The sequence below is a fragment of the Hymenobacter aerilatus genome (assembly GCF_022921095.1).
GTDB lineage: Bacteria > Bacteroidota > Bacteroidia > Cytophagales > Hymenobacteraceae > Hymenobacter > Hymenobacter aerilatus.
The window spans coordinates 429738-453999 of the sequence record NZ_CP095053.1 but is presented as its reverse complement, the minus strand read 5'-3'; the positions used below and the strand labels follow the sequence as shown (position 1 = coordinate 453999).

General features: G+C 43.1%; 26 protein-coding genes. 11 read left to right on the top strand and 15 right to left on the bottom strand.

Going from position 1 to position 24262, the window contains the following annotated elements:
* Positions 1-10: 10 nt before the first annotated feature.
* The 9 genes from MUN82_RS01880 to MUN82_RS01840 form a co-directional block, all read right to left on the bottom strand.
* Positions 11-1150: a phage major capsid protein gene (locus MUN82_RS01880; RefSeq protein WP_245094451.1), complete on the bottom strand. Its 1140-nt coding sequence runs from the start codon at positions 1148-1150 to the stop codon at positions 11-13.
* A gap of 26 nt (positions 1151-1176) precedes the next feature.
* The gene (locus MUN82_RS01875; RefSeq protein ID WP_245094449.1) at positions 1177-1929 is read right to left on the bottom strand and encodes an HK97 family phage prohead protease; all 753 of its coding nucleotides are present in this window, start codon (positions 1927-1929) and stop codon (positions 1177-1179) included.
* 185 nt (positions 1930-2114) lie between these two features.
* Positions 2115-3401 carry a phage portal protein gene (locus MUN82_RS01870; RefSeq protein WP_245094446.1) on the bottom strand — a complete coding sequence of 429 codons (1287 nt, stop codon included), beginning with the start codon at positions 3399-3401 and terminating at the stop codon, positions 2115-2117.
* 50 nt (positions 3402-3451) lie between these two features.
* Positions 3452-4912 (bottom strand): phage terminase large subunit, encoded by a 1461-nt coding sequence (terL, locus tag MUN82_RS01865; protein WP_245094444.1) that lies wholly within the window; start codon positions 4910-4912, stop codon positions 3452-3454.
* A 254-nt stretch (positions 4913-5166) separates the two neighbouring features.
* Positions 5167-5625, bottom strand: coding sequence for a terminase small subunit-like protein (locus MUN82_RS01860; RefSeq protein ID WP_245094441.1), 459 nt, complete (start codon positions 5623-5625; stop codon positions 5167-5169).
* Positions 5626-5685: 60 nt separating this feature from the next.
* Positions 5686-6027, bottom strand: coding sequence for a hypothetical protein (locus tag MUN82_RS01855; protein ID WP_245094438.1), 342 nt, complete (start codon positions 6025-6027; stop codon positions 5686-5688).
* Positions 6027-6416: a hypothetical protein gene (locus MUN82_RS01850; protein ID WP_245094436.1), complete on the bottom strand. Its 390-nt coding sequence runs from the start codon at positions 6414-6416 to the stop codon at positions 6027-6029. Before MUN82_RS01850 ends, MUN82_RS01855 begins: the two co-directional genes overlap by 1 nt.
* Positions 6417-6499: 83 nt before the next feature.
* Positions 6500-7039: an HNH endonuclease gene (locus tag MUN82_RS01845; protein WP_245094434.1), complete on the bottom strand. Its 540-nt coding sequence runs from the start codon at positions 7037-7039 to the stop codon at positions 6500-6502.
* A gap of 4 nt (positions 7040-7043) precedes the next feature.
* Positions 7044-8561 (bottom strand): hypothetical protein, encoded by a 1518-nt coding sequence (locus MUN82_RS01840; RefSeq protein WP_245094431.1) that lies wholly within the window; start codon positions 8559-8561, stop codon positions 7044-7046.
* A 756-nt stretch (positions 8562-9317) separates the two neighbouring features.
* Between MUN82_RS01840 and MUN82_RS01835 the strand changes: the two genes are divergently transcribed.
* Positions 9318-9539: a hypothetical protein gene (locus MUN82_RS01835; RefSeq protein WP_245094428.1), complete on the top strand. Its 222-nt coding sequence runs from the start codon at positions 9318-9320 to the stop codon at positions 9537-9539.
* A gap of 49 nt (positions 9540-9588) precedes the next feature.
* Here the strand turns inward: MUN82_RS01835 and MUN82_RS01830 are convergent, their stop codons facing one another.
* On the bottom strand, positions 9589-9897 hold the full coding sequence (locus tag MUN82_RS01830; protein WP_245094426.1) for a hypothetical protein: 309 nt from the start codon (positions 9895-9897) through the stop codon (positions 9589-9591).
* Between the two features lie 474 nt (positions 9898-10371).
* Positions 10372-11343, bottom strand: coding sequence for a replication initiation protein (locus tag MUN82_RS01825; RefSeq protein WP_245094423.1), 972 nt, complete (start codon positions 11341-11343; stop codon positions 10372-10374).
* Between the two features lie 368 nt (positions 11344-11711).
* Here MUN82_RS01825 and MUN82_RS01820 point away from each other — a divergent pair, with 368 nt between their 5' ends.
* From MUN82_RS01820 to MUN82_RS01795, 6 genes are all read left to right on the top strand, one after another.
* Positions 11712-12020, top strand: a complete 309-nt coding sequence (locus MUN82_RS01820) for a hypothetical protein (RefSeq protein ID WP_245094421.1) — start codon at positions 11712-11714, stop codon at positions 12018-12020.
* 856 nt (positions 12021-12876) lie between these two features.
* Positions 12877-13554, top strand: a complete 678-nt coding sequence (locus MUN82_RS01815; protein ID WP_245094418.1) for an antA/AntB antirepressor family protein — start codon at positions 12877-12879, stop codon at positions 13552-13554.
* Positions 13555-13579: 25 nt separating this feature from the next.
* On the top strand, positions 13580-14200 hold the full coding sequence (locus tag MUN82_RS01810; RefSeq protein WP_245094415.1) for a phage antirepressor KilAC domain-containing protein: 621 nt from the start codon (positions 13580-13582) through the stop codon (positions 14198-14200).
* Positions 14200-14763, top strand: coding sequence for an HNH endonuclease (locus MUN82_RS01805; RefSeq protein ID WP_245094412.1), 564 nt, complete (start codon positions 14200-14202; stop codon positions 14761-14763). Before MUN82_RS01810 ends, MUN82_RS01805 begins: the two co-directional genes overlap by 1 nt.
* Before the next feature lie 18 nt (positions 14764-14781).
* Positions 14782-14961 (top strand): hypothetical protein, encoded by a 180-nt coding sequence (locus tag MUN82_RS01800; RefSeq protein ID WP_245094409.1) that lies wholly within the window; start codon positions 14782-14784, stop codon positions 14959-14961.
* Positions 14962-15031: 70 nt separating this feature from the next.
* Entirely contained in the window at positions 15032-15448 is a 417-nt protein-coding gene (locus tag MUN82_RS01795; RefSeq protein WP_245094407.1) for a hypothetical protein, read from the top strand.
* A gap of 1084 nt (positions 15449-16532) precedes the next feature.
* Here the strand turns inward: MUN82_RS01795 and MUN82_RS01790 are convergent.
* On the bottom strand, positions 16533-16814 hold the full coding sequence (locus MUN82_RS01790; RefSeq protein ID WP_245094404.1) for an ATP-dependent Clp protease adaptor ClpS: 282 nt from the start codon (positions 16812-16814) through the stop codon (positions 16533-16535).
* 282 nt (positions 16815-17096) lie between these two features.
* Between MUN82_RS01790 and MUN82_RS01785 the strand changes: the two genes are divergently transcribed.
* Positions 17097-17654, top strand: coding sequence for a hypothetical protein (locus MUN82_RS01785; protein ID WP_245094401.1), 558 nt, complete (start codon positions 17097-17099; stop codon positions 17652-17654).
* 269 nt (positions 17655-17923) lie between these two features.
* Here MUN82_RS01785 and MUN82_RS01780 read toward each other — a convergent pair whose 3' ends face one another.
* Positions 17924-18565, bottom strand: coding sequence for a YceI family protein (locus tag MUN82_RS01780; RefSeq protein ID WP_245094399.1), 642 nt, complete (start codon positions 18563-18565; stop codon positions 17924-17926).
* 33 nt (positions 18566-18598) lie between these two features.
* Complete coding sequence (locus MUN82_RS01775; RefSeq protein WP_245094396.1) at positions 18599-19048, bottom strand: MarR family winged helix-turn-helix transcriptional regulator; 450 nt, start codon at positions 19046-19048, stop codon at positions 18599-18601.
* A 155-nt stretch (positions 19049-19203) separates the two neighbouring features.
* On the opposite strand from MUN82_RS01775, the gene MUN82_RS01770 reads away from it, so the two are divergent.
* Positions 19204-19794, top strand: coding sequence for a DUF6799 domain-containing protein (locus tag MUN82_RS01770; protein ID WP_245094393.1), 591 nt, complete (start codon positions 19204-19206; stop codon positions 19792-19794).
* Positions 19795-19970: 176 nt separating this feature from the next.
* On the opposite strand, the gene MUN82_RS01765 is transcribed toward MUN82_RS01770, so the two are convergent.
* A complete protein-coding gene (locus MUN82_RS01765; protein ID WP_245094390.1) occupies positions 19971-20987 on the bottom strand; it encodes an enolase C-terminal domain-like protein in 1017 nt (338 codons plus the stop codon).
* Between the two features lie 395 nt (positions 20988-21382).
* Here MUN82_RS01765 and MUN82_RS01760 point away from each other — a divergent pair, with 395 nt between their 5' ends.
* Together MUN82_RS01760 and MUN82_RS01755 are read left to right on the top strand one after the other, a co-directional pair.
* Complete coding sequence (locus MUN82_RS01760; RefSeq protein ID WP_245094388.1) at positions 21383-22456, top strand: PA14 domain-containing protein; 1074 nt, start codon at positions 21383-21385, stop codon at positions 22454-22456.
* Between the two features lie 78 nt (positions 22457-22534).
* The gene (locus tag MUN82_RS01755) at positions 22535-23956 is read left to right on the top strand and encodes a dicarboxylate/amino acid:cation symporter (RefSeq protein ID WP_245094385.1); all 1422 of its coding nucleotides are present in this window, start codon (positions 22535-22537) and stop codon (positions 23954-23956) included.
* Positions 23957-24262 lie beyond the last annotated feature (306 nt).

Genomic DNA, 24262 nt, shown 5'->3' with positions numbered 1-24262 from the left:
TACTTTACTATTAAGCAGACATTAGGCCTTTAGCAGCTGCAAACGTACCTTTAACGAAAGCTTCAGGACGGTAAACAGCTTGTACACCACGCTCTTCAACTACTACCGTTACCATGTTTTTGATAGCGTCGTCCTCGTTTTGGTCGTAGACACGAATCGTTAGACCTTCGCGGGTAAAGTATTGAGCACCTTTATCAAACGCACCAACTAGGAATGTACCAGGAGTCATAACATCGATATCCATAATCTGGATTTTACCGATATTTGGCATGTTACCCGTTAGGATAGTTGGAAGGACGTAATTTCCGTTTTCATCCTTGATAAGTTCCAAATCAGCTACGTCGTCTGGGTGCATCAAGATAGCAGTAGCATTGTATTTTGCCTTGCGAACTTGAGCAATAGCTTTGCGGAGTGCATCAATATTCGATACATGCTCAATAGGAGAACCTGAATAAGCAAACTCAGTAGCAACTGGATAGATACCTTGGAGATTTACATTAAGACCATCACCGTAGATTAGTTGTGCTTGCTTTACGTCTTTTAGTTCAGCTACTACGCGAGACTTTAGGTAGTCTACGAATTGCACATAATCACGCGTTGTCTCTTCCGAAACCTTGAAATGTGCAGCAATCTTCTTAACAGCTTCACGCTTGGTTTCTAGGGTAATCGAAACTTTAGGCTTCAATGCACCTTCACCAGTCATAGCAGGAGCACCTTCAAAACCAGACTCTTGCACGTAGGTTAGGAGGTCACCAGCAATAGTCCCTTTAGCCAAAACATCTTCCACGTTGGTAGGCGTCGGCACGTAAGGCAACATGTTTGGAGATTCCGTGCGCAAGGCAACAGCAGCACCAGAAAGCATCGTAACAGCAGCCTTCTTATCAAGCTGGATTTCAACTTTCTCACCAGTGGTACGATTGCGTAGAGCGTCGGCTTTAGCTTCGAAAAGGGCCATTACAGCATCCTTCACAGGCTCACCAGCTTCACCTTTGCCTTGGCGGTTCATTTTAGCTTCCAGAGCGTCTAGTTGACCTTGGAGAGCAATAGCTTTAGCCTCAGCTTTTTCAGCAGCAGACTTAGCTTCGTTAGCAGTAGATTTTACTTCATTAGCAACAGATTCTACTTTTTCTAATACTTCTTTAGTTTCCAATTTAAAATTGATAATTATATAGTTGTTTATTTATTGGTTGTTATAGCCTTTGTAAATACATTTAATATATCCTCAACACTGATATTATTCGTCGGCTCTTCAACTTCAGGAGTGCTTTCTACGGGCGGCTCAGGAGTTTCTTCAAGTGACTTTGACTCTGATAATAAGTCTTGAATAGATTGATTAATTTGTAATACTTCTAACTCTAACATTTCTACTCGTTCGTCACTAATATTCTTTTTCCTTAGTGTTGTGTGCAAACGAGATAGTTTCTTTAGTAAATAGTCACCTTTTTCTTGGCGTGACATAGATTTCATGGAAACCGTTGGTGTATTAGGATTACTACCCCATGTTACCGAACTAACTTCCCACAATTGTATTTCTTTAATTATTCTGATTTCTTGGCTTGAATCCCACTCAGAAACAATGGTATTGAATCCAATGCTATGCTCATAAGTCCTATCACTTTCAAGGGCTAGAACATCATTACCAAGAGTAGTTTCAGAAGCTTTACACGTCACCAATAGCCCAAAATCATCCTCTTCAATTGAGAGTACTCGACCTATTAATTGGTAAGTATCGTGCTGATTTAGCCACTTGAAACGGGCTGCATTCTCCTTTATGGTCTTTGCAAATGCACCTTTTAAAATTATATCTCCGTGCGAGTCTACAGAACCAAAGGCAGCTGCATAAAATGTTACCGTGCGCTGTTCAGCATCAATAGCTTTAACCTCTAAATTGGGTATAGCACAGTTTTTATATTCGTAATTCTTTAACATTAATAATTGTGGACACTAATAATAATTGTCGCTGGGTAGGACTTATGATTAATTCGGCCTAACCCAAACGACGGATACTATACACAGAGGATTTATATAATAAGAACACCTAACACTTATAACTGTGTCCTTATAATTAAATACTACGGTTTTTGTATTAAATCAGAAAATCAGATAATATTTTTTTATTTTTTATCTTTTTCGTCGGCTACGTCGGTTTCAGCGTCGGTTTCGTCAGTAGATTTCTTGGTGTTGGGAAGTATGTATTGAGGTAGAGTCTTATCAACTTTTACACCTAACATAGCCTGTTTCTCAGCTGTAGATACCCACCAAGCATCTTTCAACCAGCTCACCATTTCCTTCTTATCTTCCTGTAATTCAGTGATATTGGAAGTGTCAAAATCAATAAATACCTCGTCATTATACTCCTGTCCCAGCATTCTATTCAGTCCATCACGTAGTTCGGTTTCTAATGGGATAACACAGTTAGTGTAAACTGATTTACGTGCTTCATTTTTATTGTTGAATGTGCTGGAATTATCTCCATTTAGAAGTTGATTAGGAAAACTATAAGCATCACAAATCATATCACGACTCGCATTAATCACTTTCAGTACTTCTAATTCCACTGTATTCAAGCCTAACTTTACATAGCCAACTTCATTACTAAATATTGGTAATTGGCCTTGATTCTTACCACCGTTTGAATATTGCTTATACCAACTACGAATACTGTTGCTTTGCTCAGGAGTCCATTCAAAATCTTTTTCTTTGTTGAATAATACACCAGCTGGGCCTAAGTTCTGTAGCAGCTTAACTAATGCGTCTAAACTTGCGTTGGATGCTGTAAAGGCTTTATAACAGGCTGTAACAGGAGATAAACCGTACTTATAACTTTCTGGATTGAATGTTTTAAGGTGCAATACGTCGGCGGCTTCATAAGTATCAAAAGTGCCATCTGTTTTCAACACCTTATATCCAGTAACTTCTTTCATAAATCCACCACCTAATACTTCTGTAGCAAATGGCAATACAATCATTTCAATAGTTTTACCTTTAACATTTCTATTGAACCAGATATAAGCGTTACCAGTAAGTAGATAATGGGCTAATGCTTCATTTTTGAATTGACTCCAAGATTGACTGTAGTTAGGTCGGTACAGGATATTAGCTAAGGGATGATTAGTTACAGGTTCTTTCTTATTATCATCACCAGTTAATTTATAAGCCTTCCAATCTATCTTCTTAGCTGAAGTGAGAATAAAGTTTTGAATAGCATAACCTGTAGCACTAGCTGAATAACCATCTTTTGTAATAGTGTCGTTACCAGTACCTAACCAATTAATAGCGGAATTACCTACAATATTTATTGGATTTGTTCGCCCTAATGCGTCGTTTCCTACTATTGCCTTTGTTTTGTATGCTGACTTACTATCGTATTCCTGTAGTAAAGTTTTAAATTCTTGATTCATTAAATAATTATATGTATGCCTATATTATATAAATACTGCTTAATTATGAGTTATAGGTAAATAGCTTTATTGCGTTTCTGATTTAATGGTGCTGCTAATATTCTTTCTATCCGTTGTGTCAGACAGTCTACCATATCATCATGTGCAGCATTTGGGAACGTGGCACATTGAGCAATGAAATCTTGGTTCCAGCTACCATCAATCAGCACTACTCTTAGGCTCTCTACAAAAGCTGCTATACCGTGGACTCGCGTTATCTTATCAAGCGTCGGTGAGGGAGCTTCTACCACATTCACCAGGGTCTCAGCACGGATACTCTGGACTATGCTCTTACCACTGGCTTTAGGCTCTATGTAAAGTTTGCTATCCGGTGTTTGACCGTTATCCTCAAGAAACTTTGGAATGAATCTTAGAAGCTCTGGAAGCTCAAGCCACTTCTGATTCACAGCACGGATATAGAGCGTGTTGTTGACGTAGGTTGAAGCTAGTAGTGCTGATGGGTCGTTTGTCGTGTTCTTTGTGTAGGCTGTGTCAGCGTCAAATTCCCAGACAACTTTTTGACCTCTTGTAAGCTCTTGGAATTGTTGCCATGTAGCCTTCTGAAACCAATGCTTCTTTAATAACCCTCCTTCACTCGGGGCCGGTTGTTGTAGAAATTGACCAGCATAAGCATAGCTACCAAGACTGACCTTAGTTGACTTTAGAACCTTATTGGATTTGCGTACAGGGTCTAATAATCCATCTACATAAAGTGCTCTGGCTGCTACAGGCTTGACATTATCTGTTAGTTCAGCTGGTAGACAGATATGGTTTACCTCCTTTGTTGAGAGCCACACGCCGGTAGGGTCCTCTTCGTGAAGACGCTGCATAACCAGGATGGTAACCGTAGTATCAAAATTCTTCTTTCTACTGGCTAATGAGGTGTTTATGTAGTCATTCGCTGTTTCTCTGGCTACCTCAGAAGCAGCGAGTTTCACTGATAATGGGTCGTCAATAATGATAAAGTGATAGTGGTTACCAGTAGCTTCACCACCAGTAGAGGATACTTCTATTTCACCACCTTTATTATTATTCTTGAATCTAGTTTTACTGTTATCATTATCCCTTAGCTGAATCAGATTTGGGAATACTGATTTGAATTTCTTTGAAGTAAGACAGTCTTTTGTTCTGCTTATATTTTTAGTACTCAGTTTAGCTTTATAACTGGTGCATAGGGTAAATATTGATGAATCCTTAACCCATAGCCATGCTGGATACAATTGACTGATTACAGTGCTTTTACTACTACCAGGAGGAACATTAATAATTATATCATCCTGACTTTCACCCCTCTCCCACTTCTCGTACGCAACTTGTAACTCATTACAGATATACTTTATATGTGGACTTGGGATAAGTGGTGCAGCCTCTATAGTCTCCCAGAATTCACAGAAGAATCTATAAAAGCTCCTGTTACATAAATCTCTTAGAATTGCATCCTCACTTGGTATATCATTTAATTTAACACTCACTATAATTTTAATAATTAATAAATTTAGCTCTAGACTAATTCTAGCTTCTAGTTTTAGCTTACCTTATCTGTCATTGTGTCATTGCTGCGGGGCAACCGATATTGAACGAACCTAAGAATCATAGCTACTGAGTTTCTTCAAGTCACTTCAGCCGCTTCAGTTTCTTAGAGTTTCAAAAAATCTTTCTTTATCGGTAGCTCCAATCTTGCTGACGACAGATAGTAATTCAATCATTGTTTCGTTGCTGACGCCCGTTACTCTGAACGCATTTTTCTACGCAGCTCCAATAATATTTCTAATTCCTCAGTAGTCAGTTTCGAAGTATCCTCAGCAGCATTGGTAACTATTGGGTTTTCTGAATCTCCTGCTAAAGTCAATTTGTCACCATAAACCTTAGGTAACATTTTAGAGAGAACCCATTTTCTAGTATCTACTTTTAGCTTTGACCTCTGACTATTCTGCTTACTCTGTTGGTCCTTACTGTCATCATCTGCTATATCAGCTAATTCATCTGCCATCAACTGATAGGCTACCTTCCGTGCGTGTGCGTACTGTTCGGTAAAGGCTGGAAAATGGTTCTTAGTAAGCCAATCCACTACGGTAGAAGCACCAGGAAAACCAGGTTGAGAACACACTTTACGCAAGCTCTTACCTTCAGCAATACCCTCACATATTTTCTCTCTTATCTCATCACTATATTGAAATACACCCATAATAATAATCTATCTATATAATTATAAATACTGTCACTTTGGCATTAATACAGAATTAGCTTAGTAAATAGTTATTTTGAATGATTGTGGAGGTAGATTTTTATTTGGATATGCTTCAAAACCTCTGAATATCCCTTGAGTATCATTATGAATAATCTTCAACTCCCTCATTAGGTCCACAAATATCTTGATACAACCACCAGCAGCATTATCCACGTCATATCTAGAATTGTATTCATATTTCAGTTTGAAGAATGCCAGTTTAGGTAAATCAGCTGCTATGATGAAAGGTCTTAGCCTATCCTTGAAATCATCTTGAATTACTTTCCTTTCTTGCCAAGTCTTTGTGTATAACTGATTCGTACTTGGAAATTTACCGATATATAATACTTCTCCTATCATTAGAATCCTGCTACTACTGAATCTTGTATCAGTAATAGGTATTGCACTAAGTCACCTTTATTCATGAAGCTCTGTGTGAACTTACTATCCTTTGTTACAATGGTCACTTGGTTAATTGGGGCAAGTTTAATCTTAGTGATATATCCTTTATCATCTTCATTGGCAAATCCATAATCCTCATAACTTTGGAAATAAGGAACAAAACCAAGGGACATTATATCTTCTTGTTTAATCACTTCATACGAGTTAGTTTCTAATTGTAGTGTACTTGTTATCAGAGCATTATGAATATTCTTTAGATGTTGTGCCATATTACTCACATAGAGATGAATTATAGAGAAGGCCAGCAATCCGCAAGAAAGAAAAAACACAAAATCAATTGTTTCCATAGTAGTTTTATTTATATCAATTCTATACGTCTAAATAGTAGAACAAATAAAAAATCCTGACCAGTTAAGACCAGGATTAGTTTTCACATTTTATGATATTTCTCTTTAGCTGTTAAATATGCTTGGTGAGCTTTTAATTCATCATCAAATAGACCTAGATATTTTACCTTACCATTAATACCAAGGGAACTATGCCATTTCTTTGCAGCGGTATTCCAATAAACACCCACAAATTTACTTGTACTGGATTTCTTAGCACTTCTATTCATATGATTCATTTGATTCGTACACCACCTAAGATTTGAAACATGGTTATTCTGTCTATCTCTATCTATGTGGTCTATTTGTGGGTAATTGTTAAAATTAGGAATATGGGTCTTTGCTACTAATCGGTGCGCTTTTTGACTCTTACTTTTTCCGTTAGTACAGATACCATAGAATAAATATCCTTTACTATCGTTCCCAGGCTTCAAATACTTTCTACTCTTTTCAGAATAAACAGTACCATCATTGAATACCATATAGTTTTTATCTTCTCCTAATGGTAATCCGAATGCATGGTTACTAATCTTTACTGAGAAAACGTGGTTCTTAATTATTCCTTTGATTGGTTTTACTTTCATATTCTTATCCTTTGATTTTTATTGTTTCTGCTTTTATGGTTGGTATCATTCTCAATTCATCATTAAATATCTCTTCCATGATGCTCAGGACCTGAGATTGATGTTGGGGTAGACATACTATACTATCGTGGATTGTAGAGCACCAAATAGCCCTTTTATGAAGCTCTTTGACTATCCGATTGAGCATTACACCCGCTTCTACCCTTTGCATCCGAATAGCCAGCTGTTTGTAGTCCCCTCTTTTATAGTATTGAATTGCTTCTAACACATTCGGGAACATTTCACCAAACTTTTGAGCTTTCTTGCTGGATTCTGTGTGCTCAATCTGACAGAAGAACACAGCTGCAAAAAATTCCTGCTTGAATCCTCCTATGTCGGTGCAATTTGGCGAGATACGAGGCTGAATGTACTTGTAGAATTGTCCTGTAGACGTTAGCTCGATATATAACCTAACATCTTCTGGTAGCTCACAATCAGCATAGTATTCCTTGAGTAGCTTATTGAAGAAGAAAGGTTGACTATTGGCTATATCCATGTTTACCAAGCTATCTGACTGTCTGTGGTAGAGGAACTGTCTTATCTCCTTAGATAACATGGTGAGGTTGGTGTATATCCTGCTAGACTTGTCTGGTTGCTCGATAAAGAAGCCCCCAGGTTTGGCACCAGTCACTATCTTATCAATGGTTATTTCAGCTCTTTCCGCTCTGTCTTGCACGTTTAGCTTCAGATACTCGTATATGGTCAATCCCTCATTGTGGGCCGATTTTAGAGCCTTTCTGAGCTTCTTTGGCTCCATGAGAAAAGGATAGCCGGTTAGTTGTGTCTGGTGTTGAATACCAAGCTGAGAACGTAGATTCTTATAGGTTTTCAGTACTTCTCTATAGCCTTTCTGACTTCTTTGAATGGTCAGGAGCTTCTTATTATCCAGCAGAAACGTTTTAGCCAGGTTTTGTAGCTCTTGGATATGGCTGTATGCCTCTTTTTCGTGAATCCTGAGGTCTCTGAGGTTCCGGCCAATTATGTTGAATGCTGTTGGAGACTTAGTAAGAGTCATTGTAGCCTTGTTTTCCAGCTTTCTACCAATGGTTTCCGTCTTATACACGTCCCAGGCCACGCATTTGCTGACATAATCTGGATGAATCCGATACCCTTTAGCTTTTGCTTCTGTCTTGAATCCTTTCTCAGTCTCCTTTACAGCTGTTGCAAGGGTTATATATCTATTATCACTTTGAATTAGGCCCCATGCCAATAAGTCAGATACTACTTTATGAGCATAATGAGAACCTAGAATTTGGTCCAGGACCTTCATTGATAATTGAGTGAAGCTAGCAATTGATTTATCTTCTTTCGTGCTGTAGAATGCCTTTAAAATGCGTTCCTCAGTGATTTTATGAAGAATGTAATGGTACTTATCTTGATGGTCATTCACTTCTCTCTGTGTCTTGCCTTTCTCGATAAGAATTTTGGGGATATTTATTTTACTTGGTACCAGGAATACGATACCTCTTTTACGCGTTGACACTTATCATTTCAGTCATCTTTATATCTAGTCACCACAACCAGCCATTTCAAGTTTTGGGGATGGTGCGTCAGCTAGGTAACTGAAATGAAAAACCCTAGCTGACCCCCAAGCCAGTATCTCTACCAGCAGTTATAAATAGTATGCTTTTATTTTATCGACTCATTGAAAACAAAAAATCCTGAAAAGGCAGACTGTCCAGGCTCTACCAATTCAGGATTTGATTTGTCCCTATTCCACGAACGATTTCTACATAGTGGTTATAGAGTGATTTCTTTGCTGCTACTGGACATTAGCGCGAGAGTTATTAGTTGCTCTTGAACAAATATACCCTCCCTCACCTTGCCGCGATATAGCCAGTGTGAAGAAATTATTTGGGTTTCTACATTCGCCGGTTTTCGCCGGACTCTGTAACAACGATTCGTGTAGTATATTAGTAGCGTCAGGAGATTAATGCTTTCAGCATCTCCTTCCTACCAGGATAGTAGGTATCATATCAATTAGTATCAAGTATAGGTATTATGTATAGGTATCAATAAGTAGTTATCAATCTACCTAGAGTAAGCATATTACTTTATGTACTGCTAAATGTCAGAAAACATACACATAACGTATAATATATCAGTTAGTTAACACCTTCTCATTAGGGGTAGATTCTCCTTTTATTCTCTATCAAAATAAGTATTGAATATCTATAATCTTAATTATCTTTGGCACGTAATCAATAATAATTAACCACACACCAACCAAATTACTAAGATGGATATTACCAAACTTCAGGAACTGATTGACAGCGCCAGCAAGAATGAGACTGTATTAAATGCAGCCCGTAAGAACGTAGCTAAAATAGCTGGACTTATGGAAGAGCTTAATGAAATTCTAGACCCTTCTTACAAGCCCGAGCCAAAAGAGCGCAAACCACGTGCTGAGGGAACAAAGAAAGTTGGTCGGCCAAAGAAACAGGCAACACCAGCTGAATAACCAGAAGTATTGATAATGAAAAAGGAGACCCATAACGAGTCTCCTTTTTTTATGCTTTAGGTTCTACAGCCACATCTTTTAATTCTACAGGTTCCACGTATGGTTGTTTTGGTCTCCCAGGCTTACGAGCATAATTATACTTTGGTGGTGGCATTTTAGCCGCTTCAGCTTCAACATGTGAATTGAAAGCATAATGCTCAGTTGGTAGATTCATGGCTAATGTCTGACCCTCACCAGCAGCCTCATAAAACCCTTCACCTTTCTCAATCGCCTCCCGCATTAATCTGATATAATTGCTATTCTTCTCCACGTATTTGTCCACAATTTTGGTCAGGCGGTCTTTTTCTCTCTTAGTCATAGTCGTAAAGTTCAAAATGTTTGAGGTTTGTAATCATTATACTTGGAACTTAGGCACTTTGTTACATTCAGTTTTTACTATATTTAGATAAACTGACTTTAATGCAAAAACAAACATTTGACCTCAATAGAAGCCAAAGCTTACTGTTTACACCATTTTTAGCCTCACCACAAGACTTTTAGCGGTAAGGTAAGGGAATCATAAGGCTAAGTGAATTTGAGTGCGTTAGAGAGGATTTATTATATACCTAAGTTAGTCAGTTTACATTTCCTAATAATCTCATTGAATTCACTAGCAGTTTTTTCAGTACCATAAGCATAGCTACTGAGGCAAATTATTTCAAGAGGTGTAAGGTCTATTTTAATAAAACTACCAGAACCAAAATCCATCTTTATAATGCCTTCAAGTAGAACACATTTATTCTCGGCATTCTTAGGTTTCCCAAGTTCACTGCTTTTAAACATTTCAATAGATTTAGAAGATACCAGGACAGTCTTTCTTGATACGAGCCACTATATAGGCAGCCACATTGGTTATACCACCGTTTGTCTGTGTTTCGCAGTAGGCACCGTGCGCAGCTTTTGTAACCTTATCGAATTTGGCAACGCTACCACCACACCAGCTGAGAATTTGCATAACCTGAGGCACTGTTAATCCACGTTTTTGCAATACAGAGCACTTCTGAGCCACTATCGGCTTATCACTGTCACTCCATTCAGCTCCAATCTCCAAAGTCTTACCAGGAGCTTCTTTTTGCGTTTTCTTGGGAGTTACTACAGGCTCCTTAAAATCAATAGCAACCTGAGCAGGATTCCGAACGGGTAAAGCTTTAAAAACAATGCCTGTGACACGTTTGCCGCGCTTTTTGGTCTCATATCCATAACCTAGTTCAGCACACACCTTATCCAATAAACCACGTCTAAAATCGGCAAGATTGGGGTAGGTAGTCAAGTCATTCAGGATAGCAAGCCTCAGCTCTTCTACCTTCCAAACTTTCGGGGTATGGAGACTCTGATACGACTTCAGCAGCCACAGGAGCCGGTAGGTATGGGCATTCTTAAACCGCTTATCCTGCCAATCCAAAGTAGTATAGGTAACATCATTGGCCTTGTAATCTGTCAAGTGCTCTCTAACAGCCGGATTCCATGCCCCCACCACGTCTCCTGTCTGGTCCTCTATCTCCAAGGTTGCAAACAGGGACTCACCACCAGCAGCTTCATACTTTCGGCCTTTCAGACTCTCTATGGCATCTCTCACCAAGCTATAAGCCTGACCACTATAACTACTGATAACGTCAGGCACCATCCGTACTCGAATCTCCTGTAGTTCGCCCGCGCTCAGAGTTACAGCACGGAGGCAAGCCACAAATAGCCGCGCCTCAGTCACTGTCATAACAGGCTGATTTTCACGAATCACGGCGTTACTGATACAGGCTTGAGGCTTCATGGTAATACTGGTTGTGTGTGTTCTGGTACTGCAAAGGTAGAAACAATTCAGTACAATACAACACATATCATAAAAATATACCTTGCTTGCAGTATGATTAACCACTATTAGCAGTATATAACACCAGGACAAACAGTATATAAACAGCCTACTTACTGTATCATATACCAAGTAAAGCAGTACGATAGAACAAAAGTACCCTTATGATATATTGATTATCAAGTAGTTACTGGCCTTCGAAATAGGAAGAAAAGGAATACATTAGAATATAATCGAATGTCTATTTCGGATTTTTTGAATATTAATTGATTTGTTAAAATATTAGAAATCAAGTATCTTTACATTCTGATTTGCGTAAATTATCATCTATGGAAACTAACAATTTTGAGCGTTGGCTACCAGCTGCATTTAATCCAGGATTCGAAGTGTCGGATTTTGGTAATGTGCGTTTTGTTGATTCCAAAGAATTGTGTGAGTTGAGAAAAGGTGCAGATGGTTTTATTTATGCAAATCTAGACCTACCAGTACATTATTTAGTAGCTGGTACATGGCAACCACATTTAACAGGAGAAAAGCTGGTAGAGGGGAAATTTAAGGTGAAGCATATTGATGGAGACACAACAAATAACCAGTATGATAACCTATTTGCCTACATGCCTCAACTAACGCTCTTCTAACAGAACTCCACTCCTACTTATTGCAACAGTCCTAAGAGCCTCAACATTAACGTGTTGGGGCTTCTTTGTGCGTATGACAGTGGGCGACCTATGTAGGTACATATATTTTACACAACTGATTCTTCCCGACGTAGGCCACTCTACCCTTCCCGACGTGGGTTACATTAAAAATAAAATATTACTACCTGACAAATTGTCTCTAATTATTTTCAGTTTGCCCCTATCGTTATAAATAAAGTGAGTCCATATTTGTTCAAGAAAGTTATTGCTCTTAGCCGTTCTATCCTTTCTGTTATTCATAATACTTATTGAGCCGTTAGTTTGAAAGTGAGTTGGGTTTGTGATTCCCCGACTTGCTTTCTTCCTAACAAACCACAGAAATAAATTTTGAATAAAGACTATCGGCATAAAATAAAGACTGGTATTTTTGAATACAACCAACCAAACACACCAACAAGAAAATTAATTCTTTGCATATAGATTATTTCTGAATTAAGGCAGTAGTTCTCACTGTCTTTTTTTAGCAACCAAAGAATTTAATGCACACTAAAACATATTATATGAATGAAAAGGAAAACCTACTACAGATTCAGGAAATAACAGAGAATGACATTGAATTTTACATTGAGGGAGTTAGAGTATTAGCTAGACATAATCTGGTGCATTTTTACCCTAACCACTTAACACCAAGTACAATAAACTACTGGTTACTACAAAATAAGCCACCGTTTTACAAGTGTGGTATCAAATATTTCTATCCAAAACAGGTAATAGAAAAAATGCTTGGAATCCAGGCTCAGAGTACCCCGAAGTTCGCTTAAACTAATAGAGCCTAGGGTTTTTAACAAAATAAATTATGCAAGATTTAATCACAATCACACCTAATCCTAATGGAAATGGTCAGCAAGTAGTATCAGCAAGAGAACTACACACATTCTTAGAGTCCAAGCAAGACTTTTCAACTTGGATTAAGAATAGAATTAAAAAATACGGTTTCGTTGAAAATGTAGACTTTGAGGTTTACCATAATCTTGTGGAAAACCTTGAAGGAGGCAGACCTACAATAGAATATGCTCTCCTACTGGATACCGCCAAGGAACTATCAATGGTGGAGGGTAACGAAAAAGGACGTATTGCCCGACGTTATTTTATCCAGTGCGAAAAGCAACTAAAGGAGATAGCAGCTAAACCACAAAGTCAGCTGGATATTCTAGCAGGAGCAATCCAGGCACTACAGCACCAGGAGCAACGCATGGTAGCAGTTGAAACCGACGTGGCCGACGTTCAGCAGGAGGTTAAGCAATTACAACACGCCTACGAGAATAATGTAATTCCACTTGATTATTACGCTGTAGCAGGTTATTGCAAGAAACAGAAAAAAACTCTCACACCTGCCGACGTGCAACGTATGGGAAAACTAGCTACGGCACTGAGTAAGGATTCAGAATATCCAAAGCGTTTTATTCCAGACGCCAAATATGGTCAGGTTGGGGTTTACCATGTATCAGTATTGAAGTTGGTAACTGGTTTCTAATAATAGCTAAATCGAAAAGGGTGTTGTGAAAAATCAGCACTCTTTTCTTAAAACTCAAAACAAAAAAACAAATAATTATATGCAAGTTTCACAAAACGACGAAAAAGATTACAAGAGAGAAGTTGGAGATTTTACCGGATTGGCAGTATTGCAGGGTGGTAAACTATTGGTCACTGATTACATACCTAAAGAGGCGTGGGAATATTTCGTACCAAATGTTTTACTAACTGATAATGATTTCCCCCTAAGTCTCGCCTACATTTTTGAACTAGGTTGCCAAACACATAAAAAGGAAAGTTATGAGGCCGAAAATAAACTAGCTCTTTATGCTGACGCCGTTGGAAGCCATAAGCCCGGCACAACCCGACAAGAAAAAATTGATTGGACCAATAATATGTTGGAAGCAGAAGGTAGTTACACTATTGGTATTGCTGCTAGGATTCTAAGGCATGGAATCAGAGGCTTATTTAAGTTTCTAGTTGAACGCAAGATGTTAACCAAAAGCGGAGGACGTTATCATATTGCTGAAGCCTACAAGAATAGCGGATATTTTGCCTCTGTTGACCGCACAATTGAAATAACTAGTCCAGGTATGTATTTTCTGTGGCAGCAGCTAACAAAAGATAATCTAATTCCTCAGTACTAATGATAAACCAGCGTATTGAGTTAATGAAAATAAAACCAATCAAAGGAATAATTAAGAACCAAGTTTTCTCAGTGAAGATTAGTAATCACAGTCTTGGGCTACCACTTCAGGAAGATGATAACTACACGGTCTTTACGGATGGGACTGTTTATTCTGAGAAAAGGAGAAAGTATTTGAAACCTGGGACTAATAAAGGTGGGTATAAATATTTCGGAATCTGTACTAATGGTAAAAGTAAAAGTCAATTAGCCCACCGACTAGTAGCAAATACATTTATTCCAAATTTTAACGATTCCCCACAAATAGACCATATTGACCATAACAGACAAAATAACAATGTTAACAATTTACGTTGGGTTACTAATCAGAAAAATCAATTCAATACGAGTTCAGTTAAAGGTAGTAGTAGCCAATATGTTGGAGTTAGTTGGGCTAAAGATAGAGACAAATGGAAGGCTCAGATAGAAACAAATGGTAAAAATGAAAATCTAGGATACTTCAAAACAGAGATAGAAGCCCATGAAGCATATCAGACAGCTAAAGCCCAATTGCATAAAATCTAATACAAAATCAAAACCAAAATGACAAAAATTCAACGATTCTTAAACCAGGAATTCACTCCAACTGAAATTGAAAGCATGGAGACAGAATTGAAAAGCAAGAAAGGCTACCTGAAAATGTTACAAGACTCAGTGGTAGAAGCGCAAATTGAAATAAAGGCACTGGAAAATAAAATAGGCTTTGCAGCACTTTATAACTAATCATTTATGGCTGTTACCAGATTTGAGAGTATTTAGGTTTGGACTGTAACACCATTAAACATATAATATTATGACATACGACGAACTAAACAAACTAAGCATTGAAGAATTAACACTTAAATTACTCCAAGTGCGTGAAGAAAACGAATTACTTAACACAATTGACTCTGTAGAAGATATTGTATTCAACTTCACCAAAGATGGTCAAGAACATGAAATTCAGGCAAATGATATAATTGTTCGGAAAATGACACAAGAAGAACAGAGAATACATTTCTTACTTGATAAAAAGAAGCGTCAAGTTGCTGAATATGTTGCTGAAAATCTAAAGCACACTGATTTCTATAAGGAGATTGAGCAGCTAAAAGAGAATAATCAGCGCCTCCAAGACATTGTATTAAAGCTAAACACTAACTTATATGCAGTGTATAAAGATAGTGAGCTGAGAATCTACGAAAAAGAGGATAAAACCACATACCACGACTAGGAATATAAACTTTTCTAGAATCTTACTCAAACGCTGGAAAGAAACATTTGGGGAAATCTGAATACTAACTCTGAATTATTCTAAAAGGTTTTGATTCTGATTAATAGAGCCACATTGTTACAATAAAAATAATTAATTGGCGCGGTTTTCAAAATTATAATGTTCTTCGAAACATAAACTGCGGCTTGACAATGGTTATTTGATTGCCATACATTTGTAATATCAAAACGGGATTACAAGGCTACTGGTACTAGTCTTAATAAATAAAAACACTTTTCGGAGTGTAATAGGTTGGTTGAATCGAGTGTACCAGACTCTTTTCTTCCAACCTTTTTCTTTTTCACCTAACTCAATAAAACAATGTACAACACGATTTTTCGGAATACTTATTTGCTGGATAAGATGGTTCAGGAAATGCCAGATAGAGTCAAAGTCTATAAGCACGACGCACCAGACTTAGCCGACGCTATAGAGCAACTTCACAAAGGTCCTGAGGCTGTAGAGTTCTTATGTGACCCTCAGCATACTTTCGTGGCATACTTTTCTAGTCAACATGGTATAATGGTCAATCTTATGGACTAGCCTCCCTCCTACCCCGACGATGCAACAAAACCGGCCATGAGTAGCCGGTTTTTGCATTTATAGCCTCACCACGCGACGTTCAGCACCCGTAGAAGGGAATCACATTACCGACGCCGCGAACGTGCAGCACAGAGAAACAGTTTTCCCGACGTAGTTTGTTGGTACTGATATAGTTAAAATACAATCTCAGAGACTCAAAACTTAGGACCACCGATTGTAGAAAATAAGACCACCAATACTGAAATAGTGGTCATAATCTATTTTTAATGTAACAACGCCTTATCTTAACTAACTAATAACTAACACTATATACTACACTAACTTCCCTGAGTCCAAAAATTGGAGGGAAATTCCATTCAAAAAGCGGGAAGGAGTAAAATAGACTGTCATCCTGAAGCCGGCCAGATACCGTAGCACGCCGGCCCGTTTCTTAACAACGAACAAGGGGTGATAAGGTCCTTCGCCGGACGCAGGATGACAGAATTTTTCGAGGGAAGAGCTGCTACAGAATGTCAGCCGAAATGCCCCGGTCGTGAATGGCGGTGCACATGCCGGCCAGCTCATCGTAGGCGCCGTGCTTCACAGTGCATTTGCCTTTGTAGTGAATCAACAGCGTGCACTGCTCGGCCTGGTCAGGCTCGTGCTGGCACACGTCAATCAGGGTTTTAATAACGTGCTCAAACGTATTGACATCATCGTTGTACACGACCAAGTCGCGCACGTCAATGGTTTCTTCTAAGAGCAGTACGTCCTCGTCGTAATCGATTTGCGGGTTGCTATGCATGGGGCAAATTTACGAAAAAACCAGGCAAAAGGTCAACCTCAGCTACGTGTTTCTACGCAGATAACATCCTGAAAGGCTGCGCAGTTGCTAGTCCCTTCCTCTATTTGAAGCGCAGCTCACCAGGAATACGCTTCTCCCAGTGTCTTGCTACCACATGGAGGAAGTGGGTGTTGGCCGTAACGGGTCCTGCCTACCTTCGCGTCGTGGCAGTACCGTCGGTCCGAAGCTTAGCCTCAACTTATCCGTTTTTAATTCTTCCTTTTAATTTTTTAATTACCTCTCATGCCCGTTCCATCCGCTGAGTTTAAGAAGGCGCTGAAACGCCTCACCGACAAGGAAAAAGAAGCCCTGCTCCTGCGCGCCGCGCGCCGCGACGCCGAGCTATACGATACGCTTCGCTTCGAGCTACTTTCTGATGTGACGGTGGAAACAGTATATGAGCAGGCTTCGGATCAGATTCATGAGCTGTTTGCGGTAGGCGCTACCGGGCGCCTGCTCAACCGTAGCCTCACCAAAGCTCTTAGCAAAGCCACGAAGGAGGTAGCCCGCGCCCGTCGCATCACCAAAGACAAGCGCCTGGAAGTCGACCTGAACCTGTATATCCTGCGGCATATTTTCGCCAACTATACGGGGCAGTTTGAGAGTCCATTTGCAGGCTTTTATACCGCTACCGCCCGGCTGGCAGCTCGCACCACCACGCTGGTGCGTACCAACTTGCACGAGGATCTGTGGTTGGAATACAAGGCCGACCTCGATTTGTTTTTACAGCAGCTGCATGCCCGTAGCAAAAGCCACAGCCTGCGGTTTGAGCTGCCACACGAGCTAGCCTTACCCCAGTAAGCGCCTACCCTACCCTACCCTACCCTACCCTACCCTACCCTACCCGCCAGTATCGGGGGTGTGGGAGCAACAATCCAGCTGCCTGTTGCCCGCTTTATGCTGTTTACCCGTGGGTTGCCTACTACTCTGACTACTGCTTATTTGCTTCATTTCCAGTTAGCAACAGCTTATTTAGTACTACCTGCGTAATAACGAGCCATGCTATAAGACGCAAAAGCCCCGCTACTAGCATAGTAGCGGGGCTTTTGCTTTTTACGTCTTGTGCTATTCTACTTGGCAATTACGTTGAAGCTCAGCGTAAAGTCATCGTAGATAGCTTTGTCGCCGATGCCTTCGAAGAACGACTTCGAGCCGTATTTGATGTCGTACTTGGTGCGGTCAACAGTGGCAGTACCGCTGGCAGCAGCTACGCCGTTTTTCACGCCTACCTTGGCAGGGAAGGTGATGCTGTTGGTTTTGCCTTTGATGGTTAGGTCGCCGGTGATGTTGGCGTTGTTGGCATCAGCTGCGGCACCTTTGATATAGGCTACTTTCGTGATTTTGAAGGTAGCAGTTGGAAACTTAGAAGTGCTGAAGAAATCATCCGAGTTGATGTGGCCCATAAACTTGGTGTTGCTATCGGCATCTTTGATATCGGTGGTCTTTACTGTGGTCATGTCCACCGTAACAGTACCGCCTACCAACTGATTACCGTTCACCATCAGCTCACCGCCCGTAAACTGAGCCGTACCATTGTGGCCGTGCGTTACGGCTTTACCTTCCCAACCCAGGGTGCTGAGTTGCGGCTGTACTTTGTAGGTCTTAGCGGCAGCTTTTTCCACTCGAACAGCGTTGGTGCCAGGAGCAGCAACAAAAGCAGAAGTGCCGAGGAAAGTGGCGGCCACGAGAGCCGACAAAACGATTTTTTTCATGATGAAAAAAGGAGTGAATGTGACTGAAAGCCGTCAGTCCCGGAGTTTATCTAGTAAGTCGCTGAGTTGCTCGGCTTCGGCCGCGCTCAGCTTCTGTAACACGGTATTTTGTTCTTCCAACGCGGGCTGCATGCTTTCTAGCAACGCTAGGCCAGCGTCGGTGATGCGGATGTCCACGGCACGACGGTTGCTCGGGCATACTGTGCGCGTCACGAACTGCTTGGCCTCTAGCTTATCCACAATGCGCGAGGCGTTACTGGTCTTATCCAGCATCCGCTCTATCAGCAGATTTACAGTGGCTGGCTTGGGGTGCTGCCCCCGCAGAATGCGCAGTATATTATATTGAGGCCCAGTGATACCGTACTCGCGGAAAGCCGAGGCTTGCCGCAACTCCAGCCACCCAGCTGTATATAAGAGGTTAATCATCACCTTCTGATAGGAGTCCTTGAAAACCGGCTGTTTGATGGCATCCTCTATCTTCATGGCTGACATAAGTTACGCGGCGAATGAACGATACAAATGTATGTACATACATTTAATGTCGCAACATATTTCGCAAAAAAATTTCTCTACCTACTACTCCGTCCTTGTATTGTACCGTTGCGTAGAGGAGACTTTCTCACTCTCAACTGCAACGTATGCGCACGTTTCTTTCCCTTTTGCTAATGGGTAGTATGCTGACAGCCACACCGTTTGCAAAAGCCCAGAATAAAACTCCCCGCGTCCGGCCTGTGGGTGCAGTCGCCTACGGCATAGGAGCCCAGTTTCTGTTTCGCAATGGAGAGGTAGTGCTTCATCAAGATAATAATTATCAGCCGCTCACGAAAAACATCCGGCTAGCCAACGGCACCAAAATAAATTACAAAAGTGGCATTGTGGAGCTTCCCAGCGGCAAAATGACGACCCTGCACGAAGGAGACTACGTGAACAGTACAGGCAACATTGTATTTGCCACGCCAAGCAGTGCCGCCGCGGCCCGTCACGATACCGTTGGTGCCACGGCGGCCCGCTTTGAGCAGTATGTGGAGCGGGGCCAAGTGGTACCTCTACCCGATTTACAAGCGCAACTGAGCCGCCAGCGTCAGCAGTTGCAGCTTATGGAGCAAAAAGTACGGCTGCTCAACCAAAAAATTGACCTACTCTCCCGCCAGCCTACCTCGCCCAATACCCGTCAGCTCGACCAGCAACTTAAAGAGCTGGACCAGCAGCTTCAGCAAGTAGCGAAATAGTGAAAAGGTGAAGTTGTGAGTTTGTAGGTAATGAGAAGTGAAAATGCGTGTCATCCTGAGCTTGCGAAGGACCTTATGCCCGCAGAACGAGTCGTTGGTACGCCTGTCATTCCAGCGTGATAAGGTCCTTCGCAAGCTCAGGATGACACCCGTATTGTTACTCACTACTTACAAGCTCACAACTCCGCCATTTCTAACTCTCCATCCTGCTCGCGTACTAGCCCAAACGGTTCGTCGCGCAGAATTAGGAAGCCGTCCAGGTCGCATACATCGGCTAGGGCACTTACCTGCAGGGCCGACCAGATGCCCAGTGAGGTTTCGACCATGCAGCCCAGCATGGTTTGCAGGCCATGAGCGCGGGTTTGCGCAAACAGCTGTAGGCCATTATAATAACCGCCGGCCTTCATCAGCTTCATATTTACGCCATGAAACTGCTGGGCAATAGCCGCAAAATCGGCCGTATCGGTCACCGACTCATCGGCAAACAGGGGGTAGGGCGTGCGGGGACGCAGGTATTCGTAGTCGGTGGTGCAGGCGGCGGGTAGGGGCTGCTCCAGCAGGCGCACGCGCAAGCCCGGCAACTGCCCGATTTTCTCCAGGAACAGCAACAAAGCATCGGCATCGGCCCAGGACTCATTGCCGTCAATCAGCAACAGGTGCCCCGGTGCGGCGCGCACTACCTCCCGCAGCAGCTCGTAGCCACTTTCCTGGTTCACTTTGATTTTCAGCAGAGGAAAGCGCTGCATGGCCTGCTCCTGCATAAAGCCAGCCACAGCGCCCGGTTCCATAATGGGTAAGGAAAACGCGGTGGGCGTACGTGCTGCCGGCGCGGGTACGCCCAGCAGCGCAGGCACCGACTGCCCCAATCGTGCCGCCTCGCGGTGCAGATAGGCCGACTCTAAGGCAAAGCGCAACGCGTGGGCGGGTGGGTAGGCCGTCAGTAAGGCTTGCAGTTCCGCCAAGCTGCTCACACGGCCCAGCCCCACTGCCAGCAGCTGCCCAAACTCCTGCAACAGCCGCTCCGGCGACTCCCCGTAGCGCACGTTGGGCGCCGCCTCGCCCCTACCCTGGTACTGCCCCTGCCCATCAGTAAGCTGTACCACTAGATTGGTTTTGCTGTCAGAAGCGTTGCGGGCAATTTTCCAGGTATAGCGCAGGGGCAATAGCAGGGGTGTAAGGGTCCAGATCAGCATATAACCAGAGGAAACGAAAACTTATTCAGGGCGCGGGCGGTGAGTTTCACAAAGAACTGCAACCTTTTTATGGAAAGAAGCTCTCTACTTTGTGAATAGTATTTAGCCTTTATTTTTCTTTCTTTTTCCTCGCAATGCCATAATTTTAAACCTCAGAAAGTGGTGTGCGTATATGGCAGCAGGTGGCGTTGGAATATTACAATTGCAAGATAATATAGTTGGATTTTGGGTTGTTTCTCGCTTGCCTTTTTACTCCTTCACGTTTGCCGTTTTCTGCCCTCTACGTCTTTTCCACCCAGATTATGAAAATTAACTTTTACGCTTTTTTTCGTTGGCTACAATCAGCAAAGTATATAGCATTATCTGTATTCTTTTGCGTAAGTATTCTGTCGCCTTTGTTTACGTGGGGTCAGACTACTCCAGCTACTGACTGCGAAGCGGGCTTATTGGCTACCTATTACCGGGGGTATTTCTACGATGACTTGTCTTTTTTTGCGCGAGCAAAGCCAGGTATTGTCAATCGTGCCGTGAATGAGCTAAACTTTCCGTTTGGGCAGACGGATATGTTCAACGTGGGCGATGTAGCCGTCTACAACTCCCCCGGCAACCCTGACGAGTTCAGCGCTACGTATACTGGTAAGCTATATGCTCTCACGGGCGGCACCTACACGTTCTACCTCGGTTCCGACGATGCCGCTTCCGTTTGGTTTGATCAGGACACGCAGCCTACGGTCGTCAATGTTGGCGACGCGCACGGCTACCGCGAGGCCACGGCCACCAAAAAGCTCAGTGCTGGTTTTCATACCATACGGGTATTCTACGGCGAGCATGGTGGCAGCCAGGGGCTGGTACTGCGCTACGACGGCCCCGACATGATACAGCAAGTGGTCCCCAACGGCGTATTATATACTAATAGAAACGGCAACCCCTCTCCTGTCCTCACCGAGTTTGAGCTGAACAGTGTAGGCCAGCAAGTGCAACTGCATTGGACCACCGCCACGGAGCACCACAGCAAATCCTTTGTAGTAGAGCGCTCCTCCGATGGCGTTACGTTTGAGGAAATTGGTAGCCTGGCTGGCGCCGGCACATCCACGCAGGCCCACACCTACGACCTGATTGATCAGCGTGCTCCGCTAGGCACCACCTACTACCGCTTGCGCCAGCTTTGCGGTACCCAGGCTGTGTATTCCCCTATCAAAGCAGTGGAGGTGAAAGAGGTGCCGCTACAAGTAAGCCTGTATCCTGTTCCCAACAACGGCACCTTCTACTTGCGCGTGCAGCCGGCCCTACCCCAAACTGCCACCCTAGAGCTATGGGATGCCAGTGGCGTGCGGGCGTATAGTGCCCCCCTACCCATCACCGGCCAGCCCGACGTTCAGGTTTCGCCCAACGTGCCCATCGGCCTGTATACGCTACGCCTCCAGATGGCCAACAAAACTATTGTGCGGCGGATTGTGATTGGGCACTAGCCGAGTGCTGGGGCGCCACGCGCAAAGGAGTATATTTGCTGACTTTCCGTCGCCAAGTATTTTCCTTTTTTGCTGCTGATGAAGTTTTCTCCCCTGGTTCTACTCACCCTCGTTTTATTTCTACTAGCCGGCCTGCTCACGGCCGGTCAAGCGTACGGCTGGCTCACGCTGGCTCCGGTTGTGCCCCTGGTGGCACGCTGGCTGGCCTTGGTAGCGCTGGGCGTACTGGCAGCCCGCCGCCGCTCACTCACGTTCTGGATTGTAGTCAGCATGTTTGTGGGAGCCGAGTTTGGGCACGACTTCCCAGCGGCAGCCGTCAACATGAAGGTGCTCAGCGACGCCTTCCTGCGCTTAGTAAAAACGATTATTGCCCCGCTGGTATTCGCCACCCTAGTAGTAGGTATTGCCGGCCACGCCGACCTGAAGCAGGTAGGGCGCATGGGCGTGAAAGCGCTGATATACTTTGAGATAGTTACCACCTTCGCGCTGTTTATCGGGCTGGCGGCTATCAACCTCACGCAGGCCGGAGCGGGCATCAACCGCGGCGCTATTGCCGCCGACACCGAAAAGCTGGAAACCGTCAACCAGACCACCAGCGACATTATCCTGCATATTTTCCCCGAGAATATTGCCAAGTCGGTGGCCGAGGGACAGGTGTTGCAGGTGGTTATCTTCGCCATCATTTTCGCCATTGGTCTGGCCATGGTGCCCTCCAAGCACCGGCAACCCATGCTCAGCTGGACAGAAAGCCTATCGGAGGTGATGTTTAAATTCACCAACGTGGTCATGTTTTTTGCTCCCTTTGGGGTAGGCGGCGCCTTGGCCTACACGGTGGGCAAGATGGGCTTCGGACCGTTGGTAAATGCCTTTCAACTGCTGCTCACACTCTACGGCGCCCTTATAGCCTTCCTGCTGCTGATCCTGCTACCCGTGGCCCTTATCGCGCGCCTGCCCGTAAAGCGCATTGTGTCGGCTATTGCCGAGCCGGTTAGTATTGCCTTCGCTACTACCTCCTCCGAAGCTGCCCTACCCCGCGCCATGGAGGCCATGGAAAGCGTGGGCGTACCGCGCCGCATTGTAGCCTTCGTGATGCCCACGGGCTATTCGTTCAACCTCGATGGCACTACCCTCTACCTGTCTCTGGCGGCCATTTTTGTAGCCCAGGCCGCAGGTATCGAGCTGTCGCTTGGGCAGCAGTTGGTGATGGTGTTTACGCTAATGCTCACCAGCAAAGGCGTGGCCGGCGTGCCGCGCGCTTCCCTGGTTATTCTGCTGGCTACCGTTTCTTCCTTCAATCTACCCTCTTGGCCGGTCTTCATCATCCTCGGTATCGATGCGCTAATGGATATGGCCCGTACCGCCGTAAACGTGATGGGCAACTGCCTAGCCTCGGCGGTGGTAGCCCGCTGGGAAGGTGAGTTTATCGACAATTACGTGGCCCCGGAGCCCGTAACGGAACTGGCCGAAGCCGATAGCACACTGGCTCATTCAGGCCACTAGTCTTGTTTGCCGCCTCCATACGCTCCCTCATTCAATCGGGCTTTCCGGTGACTGAGGGAGCGTTTCGCATTTCTAGTTGATGCTTAATTGAATAGGGACGGTCCGATTTCCAAATGGAAAAGCGTCTTAAGTCCGAATCCTACCCTGTATCGAAAAAGTCATACTATACTTTGCACTTATCAAATATTAATTTTTAAGTATTAAACAATCTATCTGATACGTAAAGGGCTGGCATACAAGGTGCGTAGAGAGTTTCTATCTTCGACCTTCTATTCGCCTGAACTATGTACTCTTCTCTGGTTTCTC